The following is a 25,378-nucleotide window of genomic DNA, read 5'->3' on the forward strand; positions in this document are numbered from 1 at the left end:
CGGGCCTCAGCGAGCTGTGTCACGGACCATGTATCCCGCGCCGCGGACGGTGTGGATCATCGGATGCTCGAAGCCCTTGTCGATCTTGGCGCGCAACCGCGAGACGTGCACGTCGATGACGTTGGTCTGCGGGTCGAAGTGGTAGTCCCAGACGTTCTCGAGCAGCATGGTCCGGGTCACCACCTGCCCGGCATGCTTCATCAGATATTCGAGCAGGCGGAACTCGCGCGGCTGCAGCACGATCTCCTCGCCGGCGCGGGTGACGCGGTGCGCCAGCCGGTCGAGCAGCAGATCGCCGATGCGGTAGGTCGTCGGTTCGGCGGCCGGCGCGCCGCGCCGGCGCGACAGCACCTCGACGCGGGCGAGCAGCTCGGAAAAGGCGTAGGGTTTGGGGAGGTAGTCGTCGCCGCCGGCGCGCAGGCCCTTGACGCGATCGTCGACCTGGGCGAGCGCCGAGAGGATCAGCACCGGCGTCGTCTCGCCCTGCTCGCGCAGCGAGCGGATCACCGAGAGCCCGTCCATGCGCGGCAGCATGCGGTCGACGACGAGCACGTCGTAGCCGCCGCCCTGGGCCATGGCGTAGCCCTCGAGCCCGTCGGGGGCGTGATCGGCGACATGGCCGGCCTCGCGGAGGGCCTTGACCAGATAGGCTGCCGCCTCGGCATCGTCTTCAACGATCAGGAGTCGCATGGCTGCAACCTAACCCAGGGAAAGCGGGTTCCGCAAAATCGGAGCCGCTTCTGCGAGCGGAGCAGGCCGTCGGCCGACCGGAACCCGCTCGAACGGAAAAGCGGCAGGCCGGAGGTGACGATCCGACCTGCCGCCGTGACGGCTGGCATTCCCGGCAGGGGGCGACGTGACAACCGGGAGAACCATCCGCCCGGGACATGCTCTTGCAAGTTGGACTGACGCTACGCGCCCGAGCATGCCCCGAAAGGATCGCTTCACGCCGCCGGCTGCCGGCCGACCTCGAAGCTGACCTCGCGCTCCTTGCCGTCGCGCCAGATCGTCAGGCTCGCCTTCGTGCCCGGCGCGAAGGTCGCGATCTTGCGCGAGAGCTCGCGGGCGTCGGCGATCTTCTCGCCGTTGACGGCCAGGATCGTGTCGCCGCGGCGCAGGCCGGCCTTGGCCGCCGGACCATTGTGCTGCGCCTCGGCGATCAGCGCGCCCTTGGCGTCCTTCAGGCCGATGGCGTCGGCGACCTCGGCCGTGACCGGCTGAATCTGCACGCCGATGAAGCCGCGCGCGACCGAGCCGTGCTCCTTGAGCTGCTCGACGACGCTCTGGACCGTGGCGGCGGGGATCGCGAAGGCGATGCCGACATTGCCGCCCGAGGGCGAGTAGATCGCGGTGTTGACGCCGACGACCTCACCCTTCTGGTTGAAGGTCGGACCACCCGAGTTGCCGCGGTTCACCGCCGCGTCGATCTGGATGAAATCGTCATAGGGGCCGGAGCCGATGTCGCGACCCTGGGCCGAGACGATCCCGGCGGTCACGGTGCCGCCGAGGCCGAACGGATTGCCGACCGCCAGCACCCAGTCGCCGATGCGCGGCTTGCCCGAAGCGAGCTGGACATAAGGATAATTGCCGGACTCGTTGACCTTGAGCAGCGCGAGATCGGTGCGCGGATCGGTGCCGATCACCTTGGCCGAGAGCGTCTTGCCGCCATCGGTGACGAGCTGGACCTCGGCCGCATTGGCGACGACGTGATTGTTGGTGACCACATAGCCGTCCTGGCTGATGAAGAAGCCGGAGCCCTGGGCGAGCTGCATGCGCGGCTGCTGCTGCGGCCCGCGCGGGCCGAAGCCCTCCTCGCCGAAGCGGCGGAAGAAGCGCTCGAGCGGATGGCCGGGAGGCAGGCCCTCGATGCCGGCCGGGCCGCTCTCCTCGTCGGCGCTGGCGACGACCTTGGCCTTGACCCGGACGGAGACGACGGCGGGCTTGACCCGGTCGACCACGTCGGCGAAGGACGGCAGCTGCGTCTGCTGCACGCCGGAGAGCTGGATCGGCTGCGCGATGGCGGCGCCGTGGCTGTTGAGGACGGTATCGGCGAGACCGGCCATCAGGCCGATGCTGAGCGTCGCGGCGCCGGCGACGATCGCGCCGCGCTTCAGGATCGAGCGGGCGGAGGCCGGCGAGCGGACGGTGACTTCGGGGGTGCTGTTCTCTTGCGTCGTCATGGTTCTCACCTCGATGCGGGAGGCAGGGCCTTCCCTGCTTCGTGACGAGGACCATGACGGCCGGCGCCTTACCCGGATTTCGCCCGACGATGACAGTTTCGTAAGGTTGGCGGACGCCAGACGAAGCGTGCTTGACGCCGGGACTGGCACGATGCTCCTTACGTCCGATGCGCGCGAAAAGAGCAGGTCGCAATGAGATTCGCGGTTGGACACCTGGCCTTCGCCGCATTGCTGTTCGTGGGAGACGGCGCCCTGGCGCAAGACCTGCCGGCCTATGAAACCGGCATCCGCCTGGCGCAGCGCCGCGGCTACGACGACGCCGAATGCTATGGACGGGTCTTCGCCAAACACGCGGTCGTCGTCGAACACCATAGCGGCCGGAAAAGCTGGTTCGCGGCCTCGACACCGGCTTACAACGCCGAGCTGCAACGCCGTTGCGGCGTCGACCGGCTCGGCGATCTCCGGCAGCGCAGGGCGGGCGCGTCGTCCGGCAGGGCAGGATCCGCCTATCGTGCCGGCCTGAGGGTGGCGACCCAGCGCGGATATGCCGGAGAGCAGGCCGCCTGCTTCGCCCGGACCTACGCGCACTTCGCCTATGAAACGCCCGTCGCCGGCAGCCCACGCGGCTACGCGGTTGCCGGAGGTAGCAGCAATGCTTACCGGGCGGAGCTTTTCCGGAGCTGCGGTATCAGCCGTTAGGCCGATCTAGCCGTCGCCGCGCTTCACCAGCTCGTCCAGCCTCGCCTGCTCTTCGGCCGTGAGCGCGGCATTGGCCGGGGCGAGGCTGCGATTGCGCCGGCGCCAGAGGAAGGCCGCTCCGATCAGCACGATCAGGAAGGGGGCGGCCCAGAGCGCGATCGTGCGCGCATTCAGCGGCGGGCGCAGCAGGACGAAATCGCCGTAGCGGGCCACGACGAAATCGACCACGGCCCTGTCGCTGTCGCCGGCGACCAGGCGCTCGCGCACCAAGACGCGCAGGTCCTTGGCGAGCGGCGCGTCGGAATCGTCGATCGACTGGTTCTGGCAGACCAGGCAGCGCAGGCCGGAGGAGATCGCGCGGGCCCGCTGCTCGAGCGCCGCGTCCTTCAACACCTCGCCTGGCTGGACGGCCCGGGCGGGACCGGCAAGGAGGGCGAGCGCGGAGAGGAGAAGCAGGAGGCGGCGCATCGCGGTCACTCGGCCGCCTGCGGCAGAGCCGCAGACGCCGCCGCCCGGCGCGGCGCGGCCAGGCGGAAGCGCCGGTCGGTCAGCGAGAGCGCCCCGCCCACTGCCATCACCAGCGCGCCGATCCAGATCAGCAGGATCAGCGGCTTGTCGTGCAGCCGCACCGCGATCGCGCCGCTACCGTCGGGCTCGCCGAGGCTGACATAGACCTGGCCGAGCCCGTCTGTGCGGATGCCGGCCTCGGTGGTCGGCATGGCGCGGGCCGTATAGACGCGCTTCATCGCCTCGACCGGCTTGAGCTCGGCCCCGTTCGCGACGATGCGGAAGCGCGCCGCCTCCTCGCGATAATTCGGCCCGATGCGGGGCGTCACCGCCTCGAGCGTCGCGGTATAGCGGCCGCTCGTCAGGCTCTCGCCGACCCTGAGCATGCCGATCGCCTCCGTGCCCCAGGCGACGGCCGCGATGCCGATCACGCTGAGGCCGACGCCGGCATGGCCGAGCGCCGTGCCCCAGGCCGAGCGTGGCAGGCCCTTCGCCCGCGACCATGCCGCCGAAGCGCTGCCGGCACGGCCGACGACACGCTCGCCGACTTCCCAGAACGCCCCCGCGACGAGAAAGACACCGAGGCCGATGCCGAGCGGCGCCAGGACCGGGCCGCCACGGACGAAAGCGAAGATCGCCAGCGTCGTGATCACGCCGAGCCCGAAGGCGACCTGGGCGCGCTGCGCGGCGCCGAGCAGGTCACCACGCTTCCAGGCCAGGGTCTGACCGATCGGCAGCAGCAGCAGCAGCGGCACCAGCAGCGGCACGAAGGTGGCGTTGAAGAAGGGCGGGCCGACCGAGATCTTATCGCCGGTCAGCATCTCCAGCACGAGCGGGTAGAGCGTGCCGATGAAGACGGTGGCGCAGGCGGTCGCCAGAAAGAGGTTGTTGATGACGAGCGCACTCTCCCGCGAGACCGGCGCGAACAGGCCGCCCTGCTTCAGCAGCGGCGCACGCCAGGCGAACAGCGCCAGCGAGCCGCCGATGAAGGCGATCAGGATGCCGAGGATGAACAGGCCGCGCTGCGGATCGCTGGCGAAGGAGTGCACCGAGGTCAGGACGCCCGAGCGGACGATGAAGGTGCCGAGCAGCGAGAGCGAGAAGGTCAGGATGGCGAGCAGGATCGTCCAGACCTTGAGCGCGTCGCGCTTCTCCATCACCACAGTCGAGTGAATCAGCGCGGTGCCCGCGAGCCAGGGCATCAGCGAGGCGTTCTCGACCGGGTCCCAGAACCACCAGCCGCCCCAGCCGAGCTCGTAATAGGCCCAGTAGGAGCCCATCGCGATGCCGAGGGTCAGGAAGGTCCAGGCCAGCAGGGTCCAGGGGCGGACGGCGCGCGCCCAGACCGCGTCGATCTTGCCCTCGATCAGCGCCGCGACGGCGAAGGCATAGGTGATCGAGAAGCCGACATAGCCGACATAGAGCAGTGGCGGGTGGATGGCGAGGCCGAGATCCTGGAGGATCGGGTTGAGGTCCTGCCCCTCGCCCGGCGCCGGAACGAGGCGCCGGAACGGGTTCGAGGTCAGCAGCGTGAAGGAGAGGAAGGCGACGCTGATGCTGCCCTGCGCCGCGAGCGTGCCGGCCCGCAGCTTCACCGGCAGCGAGCGGCGTGACAGCGCGACCAGCGCTCCGAACAGCACCAGGATGAGGCTCCAGAGCAGCATCGAGCCCTCATGGTTTCCCCAGACGGCGGTCAGCTTGTAGATCAGCGGCTGCGTCGAATGCGAATTGGCCGCGACGTTCTCGACCGAGAAATCGGACAGCGCATAGGACATCGTCAGGCAGCCGAAGGCGAGCGCGACGAGGAGGAAGCAGGCGATCGCGGCCGCCGGGCCGACCGCGGCCAGGGCCGGGTCGTTGCGGGCCACGCCCCAGAGCGGGACGATGGTCTGGACGACGGCGACGCCGAGCGCCAGCGCCAGGGCGAAATGACCGATCTCGACGAACACGGGCGCAGCCCTATTTCGAGGCCGGCGCCGCGGGCGCGCCGGCCTTGGTTTCGCCGGGCTGCCAGTGGCCCTGCTTCTTCAATGCGTCGGCAACCTCGCGCGGCATATAGGTCTCGTCATGTTTGGCGAGGACGGAATCGGCCCGGAAGCGCCCCGGCGCTTCCAGCACGCCCTCGGCGACGACCCCCTGCCCCTCCCGGAAGAGATCCGGCAACAGGCCGGTATAGCTGACGACGGCCTTGGTCTTTCCGTCCGTGACGGCGAAACTCACGCGCTGGTTGGGGCCACGCTCGACCGAGCCGGCCTCGACCAGCCCGCCCAGGCGCAGGCGGGTGCCGGGGCTGAGGTTCTTCTCGACGATTTCGGTCGGCCCGTAGAAGAAGACGATCGAATCGCGCAGCGCATAGGCGACCAGCCCGGCGGCGAGGCCGAGCACGGCGCCGGCCGCGGCGATCACGACAAGGCGCCGCTGCTTGCGCGTCATGCCCTTGCGCGGGGGTGTGGTGGGGATACCGGCCTGGATGGTCATCGTGCGGCCTCCTGCAGGCCGAGCTCGTTGCGCAGGCCGTCGAGGGCTGCCACGGCGGAGGGATCGGTTCCCAGCCGCTCACGCGCGGTCGCGAGCGATTTCAGCGCCGCCTCGCGCTCGCCGAGGACCGCTTGCGAGCGGATCAGCCGGGACCATTCGGCGAGGCTGCCGCCGCCTTCCGCCAGCCGCGCGGCGAGGCTGTCGACCATGCCGCGGATCGCGGTCGTGCGATCCGCCTCGGGCAGGCTGGCGATCGTCTCCGCGGTGCTGGGCTTGCCCTCCAGCCGCTCGAGGCGGGAGCGGACCGGGCCGGCCCACGGGGCTCCGGCCGGCGCGTCGGCGAGCAGGGCCTTGAGCGCCGCGATCGCGGCCGGCACCAGCCCGTCCTGTTCCTGCGCGATCGCCATGAAGAAGCGGGCGCGCGGATTGGCGGGTTCGAGCGCCAGGGCGGCGGCGAGGCTCTCGCGCGCCGCGGCGGTGACCACGCCGCCGGCGGCGAGCACCTGCGCCTCGGCCTGGCCGGCCTGGCGATCTGCGGTCGCGCCGTCGTAACGGATGGCGTTGGCGAAGGCCTTGGCGGCATCGTCGAAGCGGCCCTGGCGCAGATAGACCGGCGCCAGCACGCTCCAACCCTTGCCGTCGGTGGGGTTGGCGGCGAGATGCGCCTCGATCCTGGCCAGCGCCATTTCGAAATCCTGCGCCGGATTGGCCTTCATCCGGGCTGCGAGCGGCTGATCCGGGATGGTCGGCGAGCCATAGGCGCCGTAGATCAGCAGAGCCAGCAGCGGGACACAGGACAGCGCGATGGCGGACGCGGCGCGCCGGCGGCGCAGCGACGGCTCGCTCTCGCCGGCGGGCTCGGATTCCTCCGCCGTCGTGCGCAGCAGCCTGCGCGCAGCCTCGGCCTTGGCCGCCTCCGCCTCGGCCGCACCGATCAGCTTGCGCCCGAGATCGCGGTCGATCTCGGCCACCTGCGCGCGATAGAGCGCCGTCGCCCCGGCCGCATCGGCGAAGAGCGCGGGAGCCCGGCGGCCGAGCGGCCAGAGCACCGCCAGGACCGCAGCCCCCGTCATGGCCGCGAAGATGATCCAGATCAGCATGCGCCGTTCATAGCGTTTCCAAGGAACCTATTCATGTCCGAAGATGGCGACAAAGGGTCACGCGGACCTTGTCCGCGGTCAAACTGCCGGCAAAAGCAGGCGCGCCCGGAGTCCGCCGAGCGGCGAGGGCTCGAGCGAAAGCCCGCCGCCATAGAGCTTGGCGAGATCGACGACGATCGACAGGCCGAGGCCGGAGCCCGGCGTGGTCTCGTCGAGCCGGCGGCCGCGCTTGAGAACCTCGGCCATCGCCTCGTCGGGAAGGCCCGGCCCGTCATCGTCGATCAGCAGAGCAAGGCGCCCCTCCGGTGCGTCCACCTCGGGCGCGAGGCTGACCCTCACCTCCGAACGGGCCCATTTGAAGGCGTTGTCGAGCAGGTTGCCGAGCATCTCCTCGAGATCCTGCTTCTCGCCGCGGAACCGAATGCCGGGGGGGACGCTGTGGCTGCCTTCGATCGCCCTGCCCGCCGCGATCTTCTCGAAGGTCCGGATCAGGGCATCGAGCGAGGGCGCGATCTCGGAGACGCCGCCGAGCGCGCCTGACAGCGCGGCGGCCCGGGCGCGGTCGAGATAGTACTGGACCTGGTCCCGCATGATCGCGGTCTGGTGCCGAACCGTCTGCGACAGCGCGCCCTGGCCCGCCTCCGCCTCGTTCTGCATCACGCTGAGCGGCGTCTTCAGGGCATGGGCCAGGTTGCCGACCTGGGTGCGGGCGCGCTCGAGGATCTCGCGATTGGCATCGATCAGCTGGTTCAGCTCCCCCGCGAGCGGAGCAAGGTCGGGGGGGTAGCGCCCGGCGATGCGCGTGCTCTCGCCGGTGCGCACCGTGCCGACGGCGGCGCGCAGCCGCGCCAGCGGGCGCAGACCGAAGCGGACCTGGGCGATGGTCGATGCGACGAGCGCCAGGCCGAGGAAGAGGAAGGTCAGCGTCAGGGCGAAACGAAAATCGCGGATGTCGCCTTCGATCTCGTCCGCAGGGGCCGCGACCCCGACGGTGAAGCGGCCGTCCTCGCCGACATCGATCTCGCGCTCGAGCACGCGCAGGCGCCGCTCGTCCGGTCCCGAGATGTAGCTCTCGCGCAGGCCGCGGGCATTCGGGCGCAGATTCTGGTCGAGCAGCTTCGGCAATTGCCCGCCGACCAGCGAGCGCGAGGTGCGGATCGTCGGGCGCTCGCCGTCGAGCCTGATGATCTGCCAGTACCAGCCGGAGAGCGGCAGGTCGAAGCGCGGCTCGCCGAGATCGCCGATCGCCTGGCGCTCGGCTTCAGGCGGCGCCGCGAGATCGGCGACCAACTCCTTGATGTAGACGCTCAGGCGCTCGTCGAAGCCCCGCTCGGCGGCACGCCGGTAGAAGGTGGTGAGGCCGAAGCCGGCCAGGATCAGCACCAGCGCGCAGCAGATCGCGGCCGAGATGAAGAGCCGGGCGCCGAGCGAGAAACGCTGCCGCGTGACCGGCATGGCGGCCTCAGGGTTTCGCGGCGGCGATGTAGCCGAGGCCGCGCACGGTTTCGATGACGTCGACGCCGAGCTTCTTGCGCAGGCGGCCGACGAAGACCTCGATCGTGTTGGAGTCGCGGTCGAAGTCCTGGTCGTAGAGATGCTCGACCAGTTCGGTGCGGGAGACCACTCGCCCCTGATGATGCATCAGATAGGCGAGCAGGCGGTATTCGTGCGAGGTGAGCTTGACCGGGTTGCCGTCGACGACGACGCGGCTGGCGCGCGTGTCGAGGCGGACGGGGCCGCAGATCAATTCGGCTGTCGCATGCCCGGCCGCGCGGCGTAGCAGGGCGCGGACGCGGGCGAGCAATTCCTCGATGTGGAAGGGCTTGACGACGTAGTCGTCGGCGCCGGCGTCGAAGCCGGCGACCTTGTCGCTCCAGCGGTCCCGCGCCGTCAGGATCAGTACCGGCATGGTCTTGCCGGCCCGCCGCCAACCCTGCAGCACGGCGACCCCGTCGACCTTGGGCAGGCCGAGATCGAGGATGACCGCGTCATAGGGCTCGTTTTCGCCGAGATAGAGACCTTCCTCACCATCGAACGCCTTGTCGACGGCATAGCCGGCATTCTCCAGCGCATTGACGATCTGGCGGTTGAGGTCCTTGTCGTCCTCGACGACGAGCAGTCGCACGGCGGCTTTTCTCCGATTGGCGGATCAGGGACGCGGCATAGCCGAACTAACGGATATCCGCCACCTTGCCGGAGGCGCCGTCGAGCGTGACCCGGGCGACGCGGCCGTCACGCTTCATCGTCGTCACCACATAGACGAACTCGTCGCCCTGGCGGCAGAGCCTGATCCGCAGGACCTCGCCGGGCGCGGCCTCGCGGGCGTGGCGGGAGGCCGCGGTGGGCTGCATGACCTTGCCGTCCGACACCGCCTCGCGCGTCTCCTGGGCCGAGAGGCAGGAGATCGGCTGCGACGAGTCGGCCGTCACCACCGGCGAGGCGGCGGCAGTGACGAGCGCGAGAATCGCGGCGTTGGGGTCGAGCAGCATCATCGTCCTGCGCTAGCCCTGTGCGCGTGAATACGCCATGAACATCGGCGTGAGGTCGAGCCGACGCGGCCGCGAGGCTAGCTCAGCGAACCGTGACGAGTCCACGTCGGGCGAGGCCGGCTCCCGCGACGGCGCCGAGCTGCGACAGCTCGACGTCGAGCTCGGTCTGGGGGCTGCCGAAATCGGCGAGTTCGTCCGGCAGCTCGTAGAGCATGGCCGATGTGGCGACCTCGACGACCCTGCGGATTTCGCCGCCGGCGCGGATCGTGACGCGGTAGCGCTCGCTGTCTTCGCCCAGCGGAATCTCGGCGGCTTCCCAGGAATCGCCGTCGATCCGGCTGCGCCGGATCCAGCTCAGCGAGACGCCGGACGGCCGGCGGCGCGCCTGGAGACGCACCGGTGCGAGCGGCCGCAGCGGCGCGGCCGAGACCGTCGCCGACAGCTCGCGCATCGATGGCGCAGCGACATCCGCATCCGGCGGACCGATCCGATAGCGGATATGGCGGCCGATATCGTCGGGGCTCGTCGTCAGCGGGATCGCCGTGCCGTCGAGCACCACCACGCGCGCACCGGGAGCCAAGCTCCGCGCCGCCGCCGGTTCGGTGCCGCCGAGCCCGCGCACCAGCTGCGACAGGCGGAAGATGCGGGGCCCGATCAGTTCGACGCGCGCCGCCGTGACGATCTCGATCTCCCCCGTCGAATCGATGAGGGCGAGCGCGTTCGCGCCGGCCAGCGCGGCGTCCGGCGAAACCGAGGCCAGGACGCCGCCGCGCAGACGCATGTCGACGGAGGCGTGCCGATCGGTCCGCCAGAGCGGGCCCGGCGCGAGCTCCGTCAGGGTCTCGCCCATGATCGAGGCGACCTGGACCATTCCGGCCAGCGCGAAGGGCGTGCCCTCGCCCGCGCGCCAGATCGCGAGACCGCCGGGCCAGGGATCGGCGAAAGCCGCGAGCGACTGCAGCGGCGGCGGCGTCTCGCGCGCGATCGGGAGCGCGAGGATCAGGGCATCGGGCCGCCCCGCGATCCGCGGCGTCACCTTCGGAGTGCGCCCGGCCTCCCCCGCCCCGGCCGCCGTGCCGCGATAGATCGCCGGCTCGACGGCGCGCCCTTCGGCCCGCCGCGTCGGGCCGTCGCTGAGGCGGGTCAGCCGGAACAGGCGCGGCTGGCCGGCGACCGGGAGCGAGACGACGTCGCCGGCCTCGAGGCCGATGCAGCGCGGCGACAGCTCCAGCTCGAGCGTCTCGCGTCCGGCCCAGACCTCCTGCAGCCGTTGATCGGCGAGGCGCTGCCCCTCGGCCCGGCGCGTGACCAGCGGAAGTTCGACGGCGTTCTCCCGGCGCGCGGCTCCGGCGAGGCGGCGCGAGCGGGCGGTCGCCTGGCGATAATCGTTGTCGCCGTCGATATGGACCAGACGCAGCTCGCGCGGCAGCTCGCTCTCCTGCGCCCGGCGCAGCTCATAGGGCCGCCCCTCGCGATCGAGCACCAGATCGTCCATCGACAAGGCGCGCGCGACCGTGGCGGCGCGGCCGCGGAAGGCGAGCTTTCCGGACGAGATCGCCGCGTCGAAGCCGAAGGCCTGGGCGAGCGGCTCGAGCGCCTGCCGGGCGGAGATCGGCCGATCGAGGACATAGCCGTCGACGAAACCGTCGATCGCCAGTTCGTCGGGCGCGGGCAGGCCGTAATCGGCCAGGATGGCCCGTACCAGCCGGTCGAGCGTGGCGCCTTCGAGCCGTCCGTTGATCCAGTGGCCGGTCTCGTAGTTCGCCCCGTCCGCCCAGACCGAGGTCAGATCGGGAAAAGCCGGGAAAGGCCTGGCGTCCCAGGTCCAGACGAAGACGTTCGCCGGATCGACCATTCGCGAGCCGAGCGCCAGCCAGGTCGGGTTGCGCACGGGGTCGAAGCCGGGCAGCGCCGGGTCGAAGCCCGAGAGGATCGCCTCCAGCCCGCGCGCCTGGACCAGATCGTCGCGCATCCTCGTGGAGAAATGCGGATAGCCGCCGTCGGCCGATTTCGGATCGGGGAAGACGTTGGGCGCGTTCCCGCCCTTGTCGACGGCGGGCACGCCGATCTCGGTGAGCCAGACGGGCTTCGAGCCCGGGAGCCAGCCGGTTGCGCCGACCTCGACGCCGGCGGAACGCTCGACATGCTGATTGAGCCACCAGTTCGGCAGGTCCTTCGGCCGGAAGACCCAGGGCTTGCCATGGGTGCCGTCGGTGATCGGCAGCCGGGCCTGGGCGTAACGGGCGGAGATGTCGGCGTAGTGCCAGTCGTAACCTTCTCCGGCTGTCAGGCGGCTGCGCAGATAGTCGACATCGGCAGGGCCGCGGGCAATGGCGAGATCGGCATGATCCGGCGTGTCGCGCCAATCCGAGAGTGGCGCATAATAGTCGATGCCGATCGCGTCGATATGCGCGCCCGCCCAGAGCGGATCGAGCGGAAAACGAACCTCCTGCCCACCCTCGCGGACATGGGCGCCGTACTCGGTCCAGTCGGCGGCGTAGGTCAGCTTCGTCACAGGCGGCGGCAGGATCGCCCTGACCTCGCCCGCGAGCGCGATCAGCCCCTGCACCATCGGGTAGGAGCCGGCTGCGCTGCGCACCCGCGTCAGGCCGACGAGCTCCGAGCCGATGATGAAGCCCTCGACGCCCCCGGCCGCCTTCGCCAGCATCGCGGCATGGAGGACGGCGCGCCGGAAGCTCCACTCCGCCGGCCTGGCGCAGACGACCTTGTCGCCGTCGAGGGAGAAATCGGCAGCGACGGCGGAGCCGAGGAAGGCCGCGATCTGGCTGCCGGCCTCCGCCGTGCCGTCGGGGGATCCGGGCAGGCCCGGCGCGGGCGAGCAGGTGATCCGGCCACGCCAGGGATAGGGTGGTTGCGAGGGGTTTCCGGTATGCGGATCGGGCAGCGCGTTGTTCTGCTCGATATCCATCATCACGAAGGGATAGAGCACCACCTCAAGGCCATAGACCTGGCGGAGCCGGCGGATCAGCGCGACCACCGTCTGGTCCGACGGGGTGCCGCCATAGGCCGGCTTGCCGCCGGACTGGGTGACGACGCGCGCCCCGGCACGGTCGATGCCCGCCACCGACCAGGTGGAGTCCGGCGTGTTCTTGTCGGCGATCTCCACCCGGGGCGCGACGGTGCAATGGCCGGCGCGCAGATCGTCGCCGAACCAGCTCACCACCAGGGACACGCGCCGCAGGCTCGGGCACAGCCCCAATAGGTGGGCGATCGCTCCGTCGACATCGGTGGCGCTGTGCAGCTGGTGCCTGTTCTCGGCGATGCTCACCCCGGCTTCCGGCTCCTGATTCACCAGGGTCGGCTGGTAGATGAACTCGCTCGCACCGGGGATCAGGGTGACGGCGCGGATCATCTCGCCCAGGCCCGGTACCGCTCGCACCACCTCGAAGGAGAATTGCGGCACGCGGTTGCCGTAGCCGGCGAGCGGAAAGCGCTCGAACACGACATAGGCCATGCCGCGATAGGCCGGAGCCTCCCCCGCCTCCTTCGCCGCGATCAGCGGATCGAGCTCCTGATTCTCGAAGCCGCGATGGACCCGCAGCGCGACCGTGTTGAGATCGACTTCGCGACCGTCGGCCCAGATGCGGCGCAAGAAGGCGATCGGCCCCTCGCAAATCGCGACCGCGAGGTTCGCATGATAGCTGTAGGTGGTCTCGTAGGTCTTCTGCGCCTTCTGCCCGCCTTTCCCGCCGCTCTTCGTGCGGGTGACGGTGGTCGTCACCACTTCCTCGAAGCGCGTGGCCCAGATCAGCTGACCGCCGAGCCGGGCCCGGCCGTAGACGCGCGGGACCGGCGCGCCTTCCGTCGAGGCGAGGCCGTCGATCTCCTTCAGGCGCGGCCCCTCGACGATCCGTGTCCCGCCAGCGCCGCCGAACAGTCCCTGGTCGAGCCGGGCGCCGGCGAGCGCGCCGAGCGAGCGGCCGATCATGGCGCCGAACGGGCCTCCGACGGCGGCGCCGAGGACGGAGCCGGCGACCTGCAGAACGAGCGTGGCCATCAGAGGTCGAGCTCCGGAAATGCGAAGGCATGGCTGAGATGGCGCCGCCACCAGCCGGTGAACGCGACCTCGCCGACCGACGCCCCGTCATGGGCGTGCAGGATGCGGTCCGGCTCGGTCATGATGGCGCAGTGCGACGCCGGCAGATGCGCGCGCCAGCGGAAGAGCAGCACGTCGCCGGGGCGCGCGGCCTCGATCGCCACGGGCATCAGGTGGCGCTCCGCGGCCTGCGCCAGCGTCTCGCCATGACCCTGCTCGGCCCAATAGGGCGAATAGGGCGGCGTCGGCTCGGGCTCGCTGCCGTAGAGGTCGCGCCAGACGCCACGCACGAGGCCGAGGCAGTCGCAGCCCACTCCGCGCAGCGAGGCCTGGTGATGATAGGGCGTGCCGAGCCAATCGCGTGCCGCCGTGACGATGCGCCCCCGCAATGGCGTGGTGCCGTTCATCGGAACAGGCTCCCGCCGTCGAACGGTCCGGCGCCAGGATCATCGGCGCCGGCGCCGCCAATGATGAAGTCGTTGCCCGGCAGATGCGGGAAGCCGCGGAAATTGACGCCGTTGCCGAACTTGTTGCGGCAGGTGGCGAAGCGCTTGTCGCAGCCGGCCTCCGCCGTGAAGGCGTCCCCGACCATGATCGGCCGCGGCGCGGCCTGCCAGAGCTGCAGCACGACAGTGCCGCCATCGGCGCGATGGCTGCGAATCTCGGTGGCGAAGCCGGGATTGGCGCCTGCCGTGAAGACCAGCCGGCCGCCGCCGAGGTGGCCGTCACCATAGCCGGAGAGCGCCGGCGCAGTGATCGAGAGCCGTCCGTCGGTTGCGGCGACGACCGCGGCGGACAAACCCGGCGTGACGCCGCAGCGGGCATCGCCGAGATCGGCCGAGCAATTCGCGGTGTAGAGCCGGCCGCGCTCCTCGTCGAAGGCCTTGCCGAGGCCGCGCACCTCGGCCGTGAAATTGCTGTCGCTGCGCTTCACCTCGCCGACGAAGCCGCTCTCCAGCAGGATGCGCTGACCCAGGTCAGCCCAGTTCACCAGCCAGAGAAGGACGCGCGCATCGTCGTAGAGGCCGCGTGACAGGTCCTCCTCGCCGAGCCCGCTCGCGGCCAGCGCGCCCAGGACCTCGCCGCCGCCGGTCGAGAAGCCGAGTTCCGAGCTGGTCTCCGCGGCTTCCAGGCCGGATCGGGCGAGGAACTGGATGCCGTCGAAGGACAGGTCACGATCATGGTCGGTGAAGCCGAGGACGAGCCCGTCGCGGCGCGTCAGGCTCCAGCAGCGGCAAAGCGTGGTCGCCTCGCCGGCGACATGCGCGGCGAGTGCCGGGGAGAGTATCCGCATGGCGAGCCTCAGTCGGCGATTTCGACGATCGGAATCCTGGGAATGTCGCCGGCCTCGAAAGCCGACAGGTCGACCTCGATCGCATCGGTGTCGAAGCGGACCGGGACGTCGAAGGCGAAACCGGCGCTCACGACCGAGCCGGCCGGAGGGACATGACCGATGGCGAAGGTGATCTGCCCGCTGGCGTGATCGCAGGACACGGCCGCCGGCTGCGCCTGCACGATACCGTCTACGGCGATCAGCACCGTGCCTGCCACGGGCTTGGCGATGCGGCGGATATAGGGAGCGTGCAGGCCGCCATAGAGCTTGCACAGCTGGAAGATCCGGCTCGCGCCGTCGCCGATGCCGATCTGCTGGTCGTTCGCCGCGGGCGAAGCGGACGGGGCGCAGCTCTTCCAGTCGAGCCGATCGCGCCAGCGGAAGCCGTAGAGCCGGCCACGCCGTTCCTCGAAGAAGGCGACGACCTCGGCCAGTGCATCCAGGGTGCGGATGCCGACGCCGGCATCGTAGCGCCGCCGCGAATGGGCCCAGCGGCTGTTGCGGACCTCTCGGCCGGAAGCGAGCGTCACCACCTGGGTCAGCCGCTCCGGCCCGCCCCGGGCACCGCGTGCGATTTCCGTCGGAAAGCGCACCTCATGAAAGCCGCTCATGCCGCCTCTCCATGCCCTGACACGGTGCCGTCTTCAGAGTGCGCGGCTGCCGCGCGCGACGGCCCGGGCGATCGCCGCCGAGACCTGCGCCTCGGAGCGGCGGAAGCTGTCGGCGTCGGGCGTCGAGACCTGGACGGTGACGCTCAACGGACGCCGCTCGCCGCCACCGGCCCGCACGCCGAGCTTGCCGTCGGGACCGCGGGACAGGGGCATGATCGCTTCCGCCCCGCGCTCTCCCATCAGCCCGAGCCCGCGGCCCATGGCGAAATAGGACGGTGCGGCGACGACGCCGCCATCGGCGAAGAAGGTGGCCGGCGGAGCGCCGCCGCCGGTGCGGCCGCCGAAGAGGCCCGCCAGGCTGTTGATGCCGGAGCCGATCCAGCTCGAGATCGTGCTCTGCAGCGGCTTCAGCGCCGATTTCAGCAGGGTCTGGCTCAGCGAGGTGCCGATGCTGCGCAGCACGTCCTCGAAGCGCTTGCCCTCGACGACGCCGCTGACGAAGGCCGAGGTGATCGACTTGCCGAAGGCCTGCGCGGCCTTGGTCAGGTTCTGGGTCAGCATGTTCAGCGTGCGCAGGCCGCCGAAATCGAATGCGGAGGAGGTGTCTTCTTCAGCCATCGGGAAGCGCTTTCAATCGAGGGGTTCGTAGGCGACATCCGGATGCGCCTGCATCAGGGTGCTCAGCGCCGCGCGCGAGGGCGCATCGCCCGCCAGCAGCGGCCGATAGGCCTCGATCGCGGCGAGAATCTCGCGCGGGCTCGCGGCCCAGAAGGCGTCCGGCGTCCAGCACAGGCGCCCGAGCCCGAAAGCCATCGCCTCGCGCCAGGGAAAGGGTACGGCCGCCGGCGTCGCTAGGATGCCGGCGGCTCCGGAGGGCGTGACTGCTGCGCCGTCCCCGCCGGGGCGAAGGTCGCGTCGAGCAACGTGATTGCCGCGGCGATGGCGCCGTTGAGCCCGCCGTCGAAGGGCAGCGCGGCGACCTCGTCCACGGCCAGCATGCCGCCGGCGCCGCGCAGCCCGGCAGCGAGGATGCGCGCGATGTCGCGGGCCGAGAGCCGGCCGGCGGCGAAGCGCTCGCCCAGCGCCGGCAGGTTCTCGACGCTGAAGGCGTCCTCCAGCTCTGCGAGCGCACCCAGGGTGAGTCGCATCGGCAGCGCCCGCCCCTCGACCATCAGGGCGACCTCGCCCCTGTAGCGATTGACCATCGGATCCCCCGTCAGGCGAGCGTGAAGGCGAGCTGGCCGGCCGATTCCAGCGACAGCTCGAAGGTGACCTCCGCGGCATGATCGCCACGATATTCGAGCGTCGAGAGCTGGAACGGCCCGGTGATCGTGCCGAAATCGGGCACGATCACCTGCCAGTCGCGGATCGCGCCGTCGAAGAAGATCTGGCGGACCAGCGCATCCGATGTCTCGTCCTTGAAGATGCCAGCCCCGCTGATGCTGGCGCGGCGCATGCCGGCGCCGGCGAGCAGCTCGCGCCAGCGCCCGGCCGATTCGGCATGGGTGACGTCGACCGCCTCGGCGTTGAACGCGATCTGGCGGGCGCGCAGGCCCGCGACGGTGACGAAGCTGCCGCCGGCATCGGCGGCCTTGAGCAGCAGGTCCTTGCCATTCTGGGCGGGCATCGGCTCTCCTTTCATTCGGTCAAAGCGTCTCGGTGACGGCCCGGAAGGTCAGCGTCACCGTCGGCAGATGGGTCTTGGGATCGCGGGCCAGCTTCGAGGCGAGCCAGGTGAGATTGACCAGCCGATGGCCCTCCGGCGCGAGCGGGGCGTTCGCCAGGCTGGCGACGATCGCCGCGGCCGCCTCCAGCGCCTTGCTCGAGGAGGCGCTCTCCCCGGCCCAGACGACGAGGGAGAGCCTCTGCTCGCAGCCGCGGTCGCTGCCGGTCGACCAGTCCTCGGCCGTAACCTCGCCATGCACGACGTAAAGCCCGGCCATGGCCCGCGGCGGTTCGTCATGGATTCGCCCGGCGCCGATCAACGCCGCCAGTCCGGCATCGGCCGCGAGATGCGCTTGGACGGCGCGCCGCAGCGGCAGGATGGCGTCGCTCATCGGCTCACCTCCTCGGCCAGGCAGACGAGGCGGCGGCCGCCGCCATCGGGATCGCCGACCGCACGGATATCGAAGATCTGCTCGCCGTCGCGCAGGCGCTGGCCGGCATCGACGCCGGCGCGCCAGCGCAGGGTGATCCGGTGGCTCGCAGCCTGTTCGGGCCGCTCGCCGCGCCAGCGTTCGTCGCCCGAGAGCCATTCGACCTGGGCCCAGACCGCGGCGAGGATCTCGAAGCTGCGAAGGCGGCCGCCGGCGCCGTCCGAAATCTCGACCGGCGCCTCGAGCAGCAGGCGGCGGCGCAGCGCGCCGACGGGACGGCGGCCTTTCGACGTCTCGCGGAGCATCACAACCTCGCGCGTCGATATGGAGCGACCAGCGCGGCGATCTCGGCCGGCAGCCGCGCGGCGTCGCGGCTGACAACGTCGCCGCGATGCTCGAACCAGCGGCAGGCGAGCCGCAGCACAGCCTGGCGCAGCGGCGCCGGGACCGTGTCGCGCGTCGTGCCGAAGCCGGCGACGAGGTCGATCTCGATCCCGGCGCGGTCGCGGCCGGGCTGCGGGACAGGGCCTGCGATCGCGACCAGCGGCGGATCGGAGCCGGCGACCAGCGTCAGCGAGGAGGGCGCGACCGGCTCGGCGCCGCCTTCGGCGGGGTAGACGCGGGCCGCGAGCAGGCTGCGCGCCGGAGAGAGCGGCAGGCGAATCTCGCCGCCCTGCGGCCAGCGATCCAGCGCGAGGCGCCAACCCTGCTCGATCAGGAGGCGCCCGGAGGCCGCCTCGATCATCAGCCGGGCGGCGGTGATCAGCGTCGCGAGCAACTCATCCTCGTCATCGGCGAGTATCCGCAGAAAATCCTTGGCTTCCGACAGCGAGACGGGCTCGATGGCCGGCGGCGTCAGGGCGAGCGGCGTCATGATCTGTCCTTCCTCGGGTTTGAACGACGCCCGCGATGCGCTATCGAGCCCGCCCGACAGCGGAGGCCTCTCGATGCACGGCAGGACGGTGATTGGACTGGTGATGCTGGCGGCGGCGCTCGCAGCGCCGCCCGCCTCGGCCGTGGTCGGCGGTCGCGAGGGCGGCCCTGGCGCCGATGCGACCCTGATGGTCCTCAATGCGCGCGGCGGCGTTTGCACCGGGATCGTGCTGTCGCGCCGCGCCATCCTCACCGCCGCTCATTGCGCCGATGCCCGGATCGATCTCCGCATCCACTGGCGCGAGGGCGGCGAGCCGGTGCTGATCGAGCCGGCGGCGATCGCTCTGCACCCGGAATTCAACTCCGGATCGGTCGCGAACCGGCAGCGCTCGATCGATCTCGCGCTCATCAGGCTGGCGGAGCCGCTGCCGGCTCGCTTCTCGGCCGCGACACTGGTCGATGGCGGCCTGCCGCGGGCCGGATCGCCGGTCACGCTCGCGGGCTACGGTGTCGCACGCGAAGGCGAGGCGAAGACGACCGGCACCTATCGTTCGGCCTCGCTCACCGCGGTCGAGCCCTACGGCCCCGGCCGCGTCCTGATCTGGACGGCCGACCCGGCGGCGGGCGGCAAGCGGCCGGGAGCCGGGGCCTGCCAGGGCGATTCCGGCGGGCCGATCGTCGCAGACTCAGGAGGCGTCGTCGCCGTCACGAGCTGGTCGACAGGTCCATCCGGCAAGCAGTGCGGCCTGCTCAGCCAGGGTGTTCTGGTCTCGCCTCAGCGCGGCTGGATCGATCGCACCTTGTCCGGCTGGGGCGAGCGTGCGGACTGGACCACCGCACCTTGATGGCGTCGCGGCGCGAACAGCGCTGGACTGCGCCGCACCAAACCATAAACTGGCATCATGGCAGCGATGGCCTCGACCATGTTTCTCAGCAGATGCGCGGCGACCGCCGCGCTGGCAATTTGCGCCGGCCTGCAGATGACTGCGCCGGCGCAGGCCGTGATCGGCGGCACGAAGGCGCGTAGCGTCGACGGGGTGCGCGCCTCGACCTTGCGGATCGAGACCAGCCGCGGCGAGCTCTGCTCCGGCGCTGCGATCTCGTCCGAGCTGGTCCTGACGGCGGCACATTGCCTGATGACCGGCGGCTCGGTGCGGGTGATCAGCCTCGACAAGCGCTTCCGCAACCGAACGCATGCGGTGGCGGCGGTGCTGCCGCACCCGTCCTTCGTTCCCGGAACGACGCCACGGACCCAGCCGGGCGCCGATCTGGCGCTCCTGCGGCTCGCTGCGCCGTTGCCGGCCGACATCCAGCCGCTCTCGCTCGGCAGCGGCCTGTGGCAGGGCGAGACCGTGACCATGGCCGGCTTCGGCCTCGCCTCGGAGAACAACAAGAAGACGGCGCGCGTGCTGCGCGAGGTGACCTTGGTCAATGCCGGCAACTACACCACAGCCAACACGGTCAAGGTCGCGGTCGACACCGAAAACCGAGGCGAGGTTCTCGGCGCCGGGGCCTGCCGTGGCGACTCCGGCGGGCCAGTGCTGCGCGGCCCCTCCGGATCGCGCGATCTCGTCGGCATCGTCTCCTGGTCGAGCGGGCCGCTCAGCTCGCGCGTCAAGATGATCTGCGGCGGCTTCACCGCGATCACCCCGATCAGCGACCACCGCGCCTGGATCGCGGAGGCGAGCGAGCGCCTGCTCAATTACGACGAGCCGCGCCAGGTGCGCGAGACTGCGCGCCCGAGCGCGAGCTACAGCTGGTGGTTCGGCCGCTGACGCGCCCGAAACGAAGCTCAGGCCGAGAACGCCAGCCCCTTGATCGCAGCGAAATCCTGCACGCCGCCGCCGACGCGCTTGGTGGTGTAGAACAGAACATGCGGCTTGGCGGAGTAGGGATCGCGCAGGATTCGGACGCCCGCCCGGTCGACGACCAGATAGCCGCGCCGGAAATCGCCGAAGGCGATCGCGACCGTGTCCGTCGCGATGTTCGGCATGTCCTCGGCCTCGACCACCGGGAAGCCGAGCAAGGTCGCCTGCGCGCCCGCCGCTGCCGGCGGCTGCCACAGATACTGGCCGGTCGAGTCCTTGAACTTGCGCACCGCGGCCTGCGTCTTGCGGTTCATCACGAAGCTGGCGTTCTGTCGATAGCCGGCCTTCAGCGCATAGACGAGATCGACCAGGACGTCGGACGGGTTCGCGGCCGGGAAGGCCCCGGCGACGCCGGTCTTCAGCGTGCCGATATTGCCCCAGCTCCAGCTGGCGTCGGCGACGGTCGGATAGGCGAGGAATCCCTTCGGCTTGTCGATGCCGTCGCCGTCGACGAAGGCTGCGCCCTCCTGTTCGGCGAATGCGCTCTCGACCTCCTCGGCGATCCACTGGTCGATGTCGACGATGGCGTCGTCGAGCAGGGTCTGCGTCGCCGCCGGCATGGCGTAGAGCTCCATCGCCGGGAAGGAGAGCTCGGCGAGCGTCGGCGTGCCGGTCTGCGGGCGCGCGGCCGTCTCGGCGACCCAGCCGGAGGCGGGGCCGGTGGTCGAGAACGCCTTCTTGTAGGTGCCGGAGGAGATGGTCCGCACCGTCGCGATCGAGCGGATCGGCGACACGGTGGCGAGGCGACGCAGGATCTCGCCCTCGACGGTCGACGGCGCGAGATAGCCGCCATCCGGGCCGGACCCGGCCGACAGGGCCTTGGCTTCGAGCCGCTTCAGCCCGAGCGCCTCGCCGTGACGGACATAGGCCGCGAAGGCGGCCTTGTGCTCGGCAACGGCCGGGTCGCGCTCCTCGCTCGCGCCCAGCGCCGGGCGATTCCGGTCGAGGCTCAGCCGGTCGAGGCGGCGGCGCGTGTCGTCGAGCGCGTGGTCGAGACGGGCGAGCTTCTCGTCGGTCAGGACGTCGCCGCCCATCCGGGTCTCGAGCTCGGCCAGGCGCTCGTCATTGGCGGCGCGATAGGCCTCCAAGGTGTAGCGCAGATCGTCATAGGCGGCAGCGACATCTCCGGTCGCCTTGGTCTCGGGAGCCTGGTTCGGCGCAGTCATGGGAACTCCTGTGGTTGTGCGGCTTGAAGGGCGATGTCAGGCGAAGGCGGCACGGCCGGGCGGACGCAGCGCCTTGACGGCGCTGACGCGGGCCTGCGGCAGCATCGGGAAGGTGACGAGCGAGATCTCCCAGAGATCGACCTTCACCAGCCGGCGCAGGCCGGAGCGCGGCTCGCTGCGGACGCGCTGCGAGCGGAAGCCGATCGAGAGCCCGTCGACCGCGCCGTCGCGCATCAGGGCATGCAGCTCGCGGGCTCGAGCCACAGCGAGGGAGAGCCGGCCGCGGACGTAAAGCCCGCGCGAATCCTCGCGCAATTCGAGCCAGCGCCCGATCGGTTCGGTCGGGTCGTGCTGCCAGAGCATCTTGATTCCGGCTGCGCCGCGGCGGGAGAGGCTGTCGCGGAAGGCGCCGGGCTCGACCACGTCCTTGCCGAGATCGGCGATGCGGAACAGGCTGGCATAGCCCTCGAAGGCGCCGTCGGGCTCGACCCTGGCCAGCGGTTGCGCCAGGAACTTGGCCTCGCGCGTCAAAGCGGGGCAGCGGAGCGTCGCGGCTCTCATCGGGCCCCTCCCCGCCCGGCGCGGCCATTGGTGTCGAGCCGCCCCAGCGTCTCGAAGAAACGACCGAACACCTCGCGCGGCGGGCGGCCGGAACGCGGCGCGGCGGTGGCCGACCGGATGCCGGCCGGCGCCGGCCGGGGTGGCGGCTTGCCGGCGGTCTTGCTCATGAATCTCCTCCCTCGTAGCGGGCGTTGAAGCGGGCGAATTCGCGCACGAACTCGTCGAAGCGCCGGTTGGCGGCGATCAGCTCGCGCAGGGCGAACAGCGCCAGCCCCGAGGCGCAGAAGGCCCAGAGCAACAGCGCGAGATGGCCGAGATCGCCGCGCGCGACGATGCCCGCCGCGGCTTCATCGAACGGACTCATGACGACACCTCCCGGCGGCCGTACCCGACCGCCTCGCGCTTCTCGTCCTCGTCGAGGAAACTCGCCGCCTCGACCCGCCGCCAGAGCGATTCCCGCTCGTCGGCCAGCACCTCGATCGCGTCGAGATCGGGCTCGAGCGTCAGCGCATCGCCGAAGGCCGGGCCGAGCCATTGCGCCAGCGACTGGGCCGTGCGCCGGATCAAGGGGATCAGCGTCTGGCGCCAGAAGGCGCGGTTGGCCTCCGCGAAATTGGCGTGGGTGTTGTCGCCGGGCAGGCCAAGCAGCAGCGGCGGCACGCCGAAGGCGAGCGCGATCTCGCGCGCGGCGACGCCCTTGGCCGCGACGAAATCGAGCTCGGCCGGCGACAGGGACAGCGGCTTCCAGTCGAGCCCGCCTTCGAGCAGCAGCGGCCGCCCGGCATTGCGGGCGCCCTGGAAGCCGTCCTCCAGCTCCTGCTTCAGCCGCTCGAACTGCGCCTCGGTCAGGGTGCCGCCCTCCGGACCGTCATAGACCAGCGCACCCGAGGGGCGCGCGGCATTGTCGAGCAGCGCCTTGTGCCAGCTGCCCGCGGCATTGTGGACGTCGAGCGAGCAGGCGGCGGCCTCGACCGGCGAGAGGCCGTAATGGTCGTCGACCGGGTGGAATAGCGAGAGATGCAGGATCGGCGGCAGCGCACCCTCATCCTGGCGGAAGCGGATGGTCTGGGCGCCGACGGTGTAGTCATAGGCCTCGGGCCAGCCGTCGCGCCCGGGCACCACGCGCATGCGGTCGGGCCGGAGCGCGTAGAGCTCGCGCGGCTCGCGGCCGATGCTCGCCGCCTCGACATAGGCGTTGCCGGCGACGAGCAGGTGGCCGTAGAGCATCTCGCGGAAGGCGATGCCGCCCTGGCGCGGATTGGGCCGCTCGATCAGCGCCAGGGCCGGATGCTCCGGCATCTCGCGTTCACCGGCCTTGGCGATCAGCGGCGTCTGCGCCGCCGCCTCGGCGATCAGCCGGACGCAGCGATGCACCACCGGATTGCGCTGGTAGCCCTCCCTTGCCAGGGCGCCATAGTCGCGGGGCGTCCAGATCGGGCGCCCGGCCTCGTGCAGGGCGATCAGCGGCCCGACACGCGAGCGTTTCTGCTCCGGCGCGGCGGGGCCGCGCAGGCTGCGAAGGAAATCGAGCATGGGTTTCTCGCTATGAAGCGCATGAGATGCTCGGCCTTGAGCCGAGCATCTCATGCAGGATGGTCCTGAGATTCCGGCTCCGCTTCGCGGACCGGGAATGGCGGCTGGGCCTAAAGCCCTCTCACCCGCGGCCGGCCCTTCGGCCCGAGCATCAGATGCGTCAGCGCCCAGACCAGCGCGTCGAGCCGGTCGGGCGAGCGCCCGGAGCTCAGGCCGGTGGGGCCGAAGTCACACATCTCGTCCTCCAGCGCCGGGAAGGTGCCGGCATGGCGCACCCGGCCCTGCGCGTAGAGCGCCGCCACCGGCTCGGCCCTGAGGAACTTGCCGCGCGAGGCCCGGACCGGCGTCACCGGCACACCGGCGTCGACCTCGCGGATGACGCTTCCCACCATCTCGCCGCCTTGGTTGACCTCGACGACCAGCGCGTCGGCCTCGAGCCGGCGATAGAGCGCGACGGCGGCCGCAGCCCATTCGTGCGGCTTGGCGCCGGCGAGCGTGGCATCCGCCAGGACATGGCCGGTGCCGTCGCGATCGAGACCGGCTGCGACGAGCCCGCAGCAATCGGCCCGCTTCGACGAGGAGGCCGGCGGATCGACCGCGACGACGATCCGCGCCAGAGGCGGCGCCTCGTGCTCGCGGCTGTCCTCGATCAGAGAACGACTCCAGAGCGCATCAGCGCTCTCCTCGACGATCTCGCCTTCGAGTTCCTGCCGGCCGAGCCGCGTGCCGCCATAAGCCTGCTGCACGCTGTCGAGAAAGCTCGGCGCCAGGTTGAAGCGGTTGGCGCGCGTCGCCGCCCGGCTGACGGCGACGCGCGGATCGTCGAGCAGCCGCTTGATCAGCGGCAGCGGGCGCGGCGTCGTCGTCACCACCTGGCGCGGCCGGTCGCCGAGTCTCAGGCCGAGCTGCAACATGTCCCAGGTCTCCTGGAGATTCGGCCATTTCGCCAGTTCGTCGGACCAGGCGGCGCCGAATTGCGGGCCGCGCAACCCTTCCGGGTCCTCGGCGGTGAACACCTGCGCGATCGCGCCATTGCCCCATTCGAGCCGGCGCCGCGACGGCGACCAGACCGGCTTCTCCCAGCGATGATGGATCGCGAGCAGACCGGAGACGCCCTCGATCATCACGTCACGGACCTGTGCTTGCGTCTCGCCGACGAGGGCGATGCGGCCGACGGGCTCGCGCGCTATGGGGGCCAGCCCCAACGCCATGCCCTTGACCCACTCGGCCCCGGTCCGTGTCTTGCCGGCGCCACGGCCGCCAAGAACGAGCCAGGTCCACCAGGGCGGCAAGCGACGGGACTTCTGGTCGGGCCGCCCGTAATAAGTCCACTCCCGATCGACGAGCCTAACCAGCTCCGGCGTCAGATCCGGCAGCAGCTTGAGGAACAGCTTCACCTGCGTAGTCTGCGATAAGGCGTTCCATGCGTCGTGCCAGCTCTCGTCGCAGCTCTTCGACCCGGCGCAGTCCTTCAGCGGGGCTGGGCTCATCCTCGGGCTTTCCTCCCTCCCCCGCCGCGGCAGTATCCAGCGCGACCAGCTCGCGCACGGTGCGGGCCAGCGTCGCCAGCGTCTTGGCGTCGGCCTCGCTCGCGGCCGTGCCGGCCGGCAGCTCGGCGAGATGCGCCTCATGCGCTTCGAGCTGGGTCTGCGCCGCCTTCCAGAGCTTGCCGATCACGGCCTTGCGACCACCGCTCCGTGCAGGCTTGCGCTTCGCCGCCGGCCGAGCCGGGGCCGCATCGTCGTTGTCGTCGATCATCGGAAAAACCTTTGCTCGCGAACCGACCCGTCATTCCGGGGCAGGCCGAAGGCCTGAGCCCGGAACCCA

29 protein-coding genes and 1 pseudogene are annotated in these 25,378 nt (G+C 70.8%); 3 read left to right on the plus strand and 27 right to left on the minus strand.

The window, feature by feature from the left end; genetic code table 11:
* Positions 1 to 6: 6 nt before the first annotated feature.
* Both CS1GBM4_RS12030 and CS1GBM4_RS12035 read right to left on the minus strand, forming a co-directional pair.
* On the minus strand, positions 7 to 690 hold the full coding sequence (locus tag CS1GBM4_RS12030; protein WP_186418956.1) for a response regulator transcription factor: 684 nt from the start codon (positions 688 to 690) through the stop codon (positions 7 to 9).
* Between the two features lie 284 nt (positions 691 to 974).
* Positions 975 to 2,180, minus strand: a pseudogene (locus CS1GBM4_RS12035) (trypsin-like peptidase domain-containing protein); the annotation flags it as partial.
* A gap of 192 nt (positions 2,181 to 2,372) precedes the next feature.
* On the opposite strand from CS1GBM4_RS12035, the gene CS1GBM4_RS12040 reads away from it, so the two are divergent.
* Positions 2,373 to 2,879, plus strand: a complete 507-nt coding sequence (locus CS1GBM4_RS12040; RefSeq protein WP_186418958.1) for a hypothetical protein — start codon at positions 2,373 to 2,375, stop codon at positions 2,877 to 2,879.
* 6 nt (positions 2,880 to 2,885) lie between these two features.
* Here CS1GBM4_RS12040 and CS1GBM4_RS12045 read toward each other — a convergent pair whose 3' ends face one another.
* From CS1GBM4_RS12045 to CS1GBM4_RS12130, 18 genes are all read right to left on the minus strand, one after another.
* Entirely contained in the window at positions 2,886 to 3,347 is a 462-nt protein-coding gene (locus tag CS1GBM4_RS12045) for a cytochrome c-type biogenesis protein (RefSeq protein WP_186418959.1), read from the minus strand.
* A gap of 5 nt (positions 3,348 to 3,352) precedes the next feature.
* Positions 3,353 to 5,335 carry a heme lyase CcmF/NrfE family subunit gene (locus tag CS1GBM4_RS12050; protein WP_186418960.1) on the minus strand — a complete coding sequence of 661 codons (1,983 nt, stop codon included), beginning with the start codon at positions 5,333 to 5,335 and terminating at the stop codon, positions 3,353 to 3,355.
* A 10-nt stretch (positions 5,336 to 5,345) separates the two neighbouring features.
* Entirely contained in the window at positions 5,346 to 5,819 is a 474-nt protein-coding gene (gene ccmE / locus CS1GBM4_RS12055; protein WP_186419090.1) for a cytochrome c maturation protein CcmE, read from the minus strand.
* A gap of 41 nt (positions 5,820 to 5,860) precedes the next feature.
* Positions 5,861 to 6,964, minus strand: coding sequence for a c-type cytochrome biogenesis protein CcmI (ccmI, locus tag CS1GBM4_RS12060; RefSeq protein ID WP_186418961.1), 1,104 nt, complete (start codon positions 6,962 to 6,964; stop codon positions 5,861 to 5,863).
* Between the two features lie 78 nt (positions 6,965 to 7,042).
* On the minus strand, positions 7,043 to 8,419 hold the full coding sequence (locus CS1GBM4_RS12065; RefSeq protein ID WP_186418962.1) for a sensor histidine kinase: 1,377 nt from the start codon (positions 8,417 to 8,419) through the stop codon (positions 7,043 to 7,045).
* A gap of 7 nt (positions 8,420 to 8,426) precedes the next feature.
* Positions 8,427 to 9,089 carry a response regulator transcription factor gene (locus CS1GBM4_RS12070; RefSeq protein ID WP_186418963.1) on the minus strand — a complete coding sequence of 221 codons (663 nt, stop codon included), beginning with the start codon at positions 9,087 to 9,089 and terminating at the stop codon, positions 8,427 to 8,429.
* 46 nt (positions 9,090 to 9,135) lie between these two features.
* A complete protein-coding gene (locus tag CS1GBM4_RS12075; RefSeq protein WP_186418964.1) occupies positions 9,136 to 9,453 on the minus strand; it encodes a hypothetical protein in 318 nt (105 codons plus the stop codon).
* 82 nt (positions 9,454 to 9,535) lie between these two features.
* A complete protein-coding gene (locus tag CS1GBM4_RS12080; RefSeq protein WP_186418965.1) occupies positions 9,536 to 13,471 on the minus strand; it encodes a glycoside hydrolase/phage tail family protein in 3,936 nt (1,311 codons plus the stop codon).
* The gene (locus CS1GBM4_RS12085) at positions 13,471 to 13,917 is read right to left on the minus strand and encodes an NlpC/P60 family protein (RefSeq protein ID WP_186418966.1); all 447 of its coding nucleotides are present in this window, start codon (positions 13,915 to 13,917) and stop codon (positions 13,471 to 13,473) included. The genes CS1GBM4_RS12080 and CS1GBM4_RS12085 overlap by 1 nt, the downstream gene beginning before the upstream one ends.
* Positions 13,914 to 14,804: a DUF2163 domain-containing protein gene (locus tag CS1GBM4_RS12090; RefSeq protein ID WP_186418967.1), complete on the minus strand. Its 891-nt coding sequence runs from the start codon at positions 14,802 to 14,804 to the stop codon at positions 13,914 to 13,916. Before CS1GBM4_RS12090 ends, CS1GBM4_RS12085 begins: the two co-directional genes overlap by 4 nt.
* 8 nt (positions 14,805 to 14,812) lie before the next feature.
* Positions 14,813 to 15,454, minus strand: a complete 642-nt coding sequence (locus CS1GBM4_RS12095; protein ID WP_186418968.1) for a DUF2460 domain-containing protein — start codon at positions 15,452 to 15,454, stop codon at positions 14,813 to 14,815.
* A gap of 33 nt (positions 15,455 to 15,487) precedes the next feature.
* Positions 15,488 to 16,072 carry a phage tail tape measure protein gene (locus tag CS1GBM4_RS12100; protein WP_244607184.1) on the minus strand — a complete coding sequence of 195 codons (585 nt, stop codon included), beginning with the start codon at positions 16,070 to 16,072 and terminating at the stop codon, positions 15,488 to 15,490.
* 12 nt (positions 16,073 to 16,084) lie between these two features.
* A complete protein-coding gene (locus CS1GBM4_RS12105) occupies positions 16,085 to 16,312 on the minus strand; it encodes a phage tail assembly chaperone (RefSeq protein WP_280177712.1) in 228 nt (75 codons plus the stop codon).
* Positions 16,306 to 16,659, minus strand: coding sequence for a gene transfer agent family protein (locus CS1GBM4_RS12110; protein WP_186418970.1), 354 nt, complete (start codon positions 16,657 to 16,659; stop codon positions 16,306 to 16,308). Before CS1GBM4_RS12110 ends, CS1GBM4_RS12105 begins: the two co-directional genes overlap by 7 nt.
* Positions 16,660 to 16,670: 11 nt before the next feature.
* A complete protein-coding gene (locus tag CS1GBM4_RS12115) occupies positions 16,671 to 17,081 on the minus strand; it encodes a phage major tail protein, TP901-1 family (RefSeq protein WP_186418971.1) in 411 nt (136 codons plus the stop codon).
* A gap of 19 nt (positions 17,082 to 17,100) precedes the next feature.
* The gene (locus CS1GBM4_RS12120; protein WP_186418972.1) at positions 17,101 to 17,511 is read right to left on the minus strand and encodes a DUF3168 domain-containing protein; all 411 of its coding nucleotides are present in this window, start codon (positions 17,509 to 17,511) and stop codon (positions 17,101 to 17,103) included.
* Positions 17,508 to 17,855, minus strand: coding sequence for a phage head closure protein (locus CS1GBM4_RS12125; protein ID WP_186418973.1), 348 nt, complete (start codon positions 17,853 to 17,855; stop codon positions 17,508 to 17,510). Before CS1GBM4_RS12125 ends, CS1GBM4_RS12120 begins: the two co-directional genes overlap by 4 nt.
* On the minus strand, positions 17,855 to 18,424 hold the full coding sequence (locus CS1GBM4_RS12130) for a phage head-tail connector protein (protein WP_186418974.1): 570 nt from the start codon (positions 18,422 to 18,424) through the stop codon (positions 17,855 to 17,857). Before CS1GBM4_RS12130 ends, CS1GBM4_RS12125 begins: the two co-directional genes overlap by 1 nt.
* A gap of 73 nt (positions 18,425 to 18,497) precedes the next feature.
* On the opposite strand from CS1GBM4_RS12130, the gene CS1GBM4_RS12135 reads away from it, so the two are divergent.
* Both CS1GBM4_RS12135 and CS1GBM4_RS12140 read left to right on the plus strand, forming a co-directional pair.
* The gene (locus tag CS1GBM4_RS12135; RefSeq protein ID WP_186418975.1) at positions 18,498 to 19,268 is read left to right on the plus strand and encodes a trypsin-like serine protease; all 771 of its coding nucleotides are present in this window, start codon (positions 18,498 to 18,500) and stop codon (positions 19,266 to 19,268) included.
* A 78-nt stretch (positions 19,269 to 19,346) separates the two neighbouring features.
* A complete protein-coding gene (locus tag CS1GBM4_RS12140; protein ID WP_186418976.1) occupies positions 19,347 to 20,198 on the plus strand; it encodes a trypsin-like serine protease in 852 nt (283 codons plus the stop codon).
* 17 nt (positions 20,199 to 20,215) lie between these two features.
* On the opposite strand, the gene CS1GBM4_RS12145 is transcribed toward CS1GBM4_RS12140, so the two are convergent.
* The 7 genes from CS1GBM4_RS12145 to CS1GBM4_RS24575 form a co-directional block, all read right to left on the minus strand.
* Entirely contained in the window at positions 20,216 to 21,457 is a 1,242-nt protein-coding gene (locus CS1GBM4_RS12145; RefSeq protein WP_186418977.1) for a phage major capsid protein, read from the minus strand.
* Between the two features lie 36 nt (positions 21,458 to 21,493).
* Complete coding sequence (locus CS1GBM4_RS12150; RefSeq protein WP_186418978.1) at positions 21,494 to 22,018, minus strand: HK97 family phage prohead protease; 525 nt, start codon at positions 22,016 to 22,018, stop codon at positions 21,494 to 21,496.
* On the minus strand, positions 22,015 to 22,185 hold the full coding sequence (locus tag CS1GBM4_RS12155; protein ID WP_186418979.1) for a hypothetical protein: 171 nt from the start codon (positions 22,183 to 22,185) through the stop codon (positions 22,015 to 22,017). Before CS1GBM4_RS12155 ends, CS1GBM4_RS12150 begins: the two co-directional genes overlap by 4 nt.
* Positions 22,182 to 22,382: a hypothetical protein gene (locus tag CS1GBM4_RS12160; RefSeq protein ID WP_186418980.1), complete on the minus strand. Its 201-nt coding sequence runs from the start codon at positions 22,380 to 22,382 to the stop codon at positions 22,182 to 22,184. Before CS1GBM4_RS12160 ends, CS1GBM4_RS12155 begins: the two co-directional genes overlap by 4 nt.
* A complete protein-coding gene (locus tag CS1GBM4_RS12165; protein ID WP_186418981.1) occupies positions 22,379 to 23,551 on the minus strand; it encodes a phage portal protein in 1,173 nt (390 codons plus the stop codon). The genes CS1GBM4_RS12160 and CS1GBM4_RS12165 overlap by 4 nt, the downstream gene beginning before the upstream one ends.
* Before the next feature lie 110 nt (positions 23,552 to 23,661).
* Positions 23,662 to 24,843 (minus strand): terminase family protein, encoded by a 1,182-nt coding sequence (locus tag CS1GBM4_RS12170; protein ID WP_244607196.1) that lies wholly within the window; start codon positions 24,841 to 24,843, stop codon positions 23,662 to 23,664.
* A gap of 55 nt (positions 24,844 to 24,898) precedes the next feature.
* Positions 24,899 to 25,309 carry a hypothetical protein gene (locus CS1GBM4_RS24575; RefSeq protein ID WP_244607185.1) on the minus strand — a complete coding sequence of 137 codons (411 nt, stop codon included), beginning with the start codon at positions 25,307 to 25,309 and terminating at the stop codon, positions 24,899 to 24,901.
* Positions 25,310 to 25,378 lie beyond the last annotated feature (69 nt).

This window comes from Allobosea sp. CS1GBMeth4, assembly GCF_900185715.1.
Lineage (GTDB): Bacteria > Pseudomonadota > Alphaproteobacteria > Rhizobiales > Beijerinckiaceae > Allobosea.

Coding starts and splice junctions, on each gene's coding strand:
- CS1GBM4_RS12030 (WP_186418956.1), bottom strand. CDS start 690: ATGCGACTCCTGATCGTTGAAGACGATGCCGAGGCGGCAGCCTATCTG.
- CS1GBM4_RS12040 (WP_186418958.1), top strand. CDS start 2,373: ATGAGATTCGCGGTTGGACACCTGGCCTTCGCCGCATTGCTGTTCGTG.
- CS1GBM4_RS12045 (WP_186418959.1), bottom strand. CDS start 3,347: ATGCGCCGCCTCCTGCTTCTCCTCTCCGCGCTCGCCCTCCTTGCCGGT.
- ccmE (WP_186419090.1), bottom strand. CDS start 5,819: ATGACGCGCAAGCAGCGGCGCCTTGTCGTGATCGCCGCGGCCGGCGCC.
- ccmI (WP_186418961.1), bottom strand. CDS start 6,964: ATGCTGATCTGGATCATCTTCGCGGCCATGACGGGGGCTGCGGTCCTG.
- CS1GBM4_RS12065 (WP_186418962.1), bottom strand. CDS start 8,419: ATGCCGGTCACGCGGCAGCGTTTCTCGCTCGGCGCCCGGCTCTTCATC.
- CS1GBM4_RS12075 (WP_186418964.1), bottom strand. CDS start 9,453: ATGCTGCTCGACCCCAACGCCGCGATTCTCGCGCTCGTCACTGCCGCC.
- CS1GBM4_RS12080 (WP_186418965.1), bottom strand. CDS start 13,471: ATGGCCACGCTCGTTCTGCAGGTCGCCGGCTCCGTCCTCGGCGCCGCC.
- CS1GBM4_RS12085 (WP_186418966.1), bottom strand. CDS start 13,917: ATGAACGGCACCACGCCATTGCGGGGGCGCATCGTCACGGCGGCACGC.
- CS1GBM4_RS12090 (WP_186418967.1), bottom strand. CDS start 14,804: ATGCGGATACTCTCCCCGGCACTCGCCGCGCATGTCGCCGGCGAGGCG.
- CS1GBM4_RS12095 (WP_186418968.1), bottom strand. CDS start 15,454: ATGAGCGGCTTTCATGAGGTGCGCTTTCCGACGGAAATCGCACGCGGT.
- CS1GBM4_RS12100 (WP_244607184.1), bottom strand. CDS start 16,072: ATGGCTGAAGAAGACACCTCCTCCGCATTCGATTTCGGCGGCCTGCGC.
- CS1GBM4_RS12110 (WP_186418970.1), bottom strand. CDS start 16,659: ATGGTCAATCGCTACAGGGGCGAGGTCGCCCTGATGGTCGAGGGGCGG.
- CS1GBM4_RS12115 (WP_186418971.1), bottom strand. CDS start 17,081: ATGCCCGCCCAGAATGGCAAGGACCTGCTGCTCAAGGCCGCCGATGCC.
- CS1GBM4_RS12120 (WP_186418972.1), bottom strand. CDS start 17,511: ATGAGCGACGCCATCCTGCCGCTGCGGCGCGCCGTCCAAGCGCATCTC.
- CS1GBM4_RS12125 (WP_186418973.1), bottom strand. CDS start 17,855: ATGCTCCGCGAGACGTCGAAAGGCCGCCGTCCCGTCGGCGCGCTGCGC.
- CS1GBM4_RS12130 (WP_186418974.1), bottom strand. CDS start 18,424: ATGACGCCGCTCGCCCTGACGCCGCCGGCCATCGAGCCCGTCTCGCTG.
- CS1GBM4_RS12135 (WP_186418975.1), top strand. CDS start 18,498: ATGCACGGCAGGACGGTGATTGGACTGGTGATGCTGGCGGCGGCGCTC.
- CS1GBM4_RS12140 (WP_186418976.1), top strand. CDS start 19,347: ATGTTTCTCAGCAGATGCGCGGCGACCGCCGCGCTGGCAATTTGCGCC.
- CS1GBM4_RS12145 (WP_186418977.1), bottom strand. CDS start 21,457: ATGACTGCGCCGAACCAGGCTCCCGAGACCAAGGCGACCGGAGATGTC.
- CS1GBM4_RS12150 (WP_186418978.1), bottom strand. CDS start 22,018: ATGAGAGCCGCGACGCTCCGCTGCCCCGCTTTGACGCGCGAGGCCAAG.
- CS1GBM4_RS12155 (WP_186418979.1), bottom strand. CDS start 22,185: ATGAGCAAGACCGCCGGCAAGCCGCCACCCCGGCCGGCGCCGGCCGGC.
- CS1GBM4_RS12160 (WP_186418980.1), bottom strand. CDS start 22,382: ATGAGTCCGTTCGATGAAGCCGCGGCGGGCATCGTCGCGCGCGGCGAT.
- CS1GBM4_RS12165 (WP_186418981.1), bottom strand. CDS start 23,551: ATGCTCGATTTCCTTCGCAGCCTGCGCGGCCCCGCCGCGCCGGAGCAG.
- CS1GBM4_RS24575 (WP_244607185.1), bottom strand. CDS start 25,309: ATGATCGACGACAACGACGATGCGGCCCCGGCTCGGCCGGCGGCGAAG.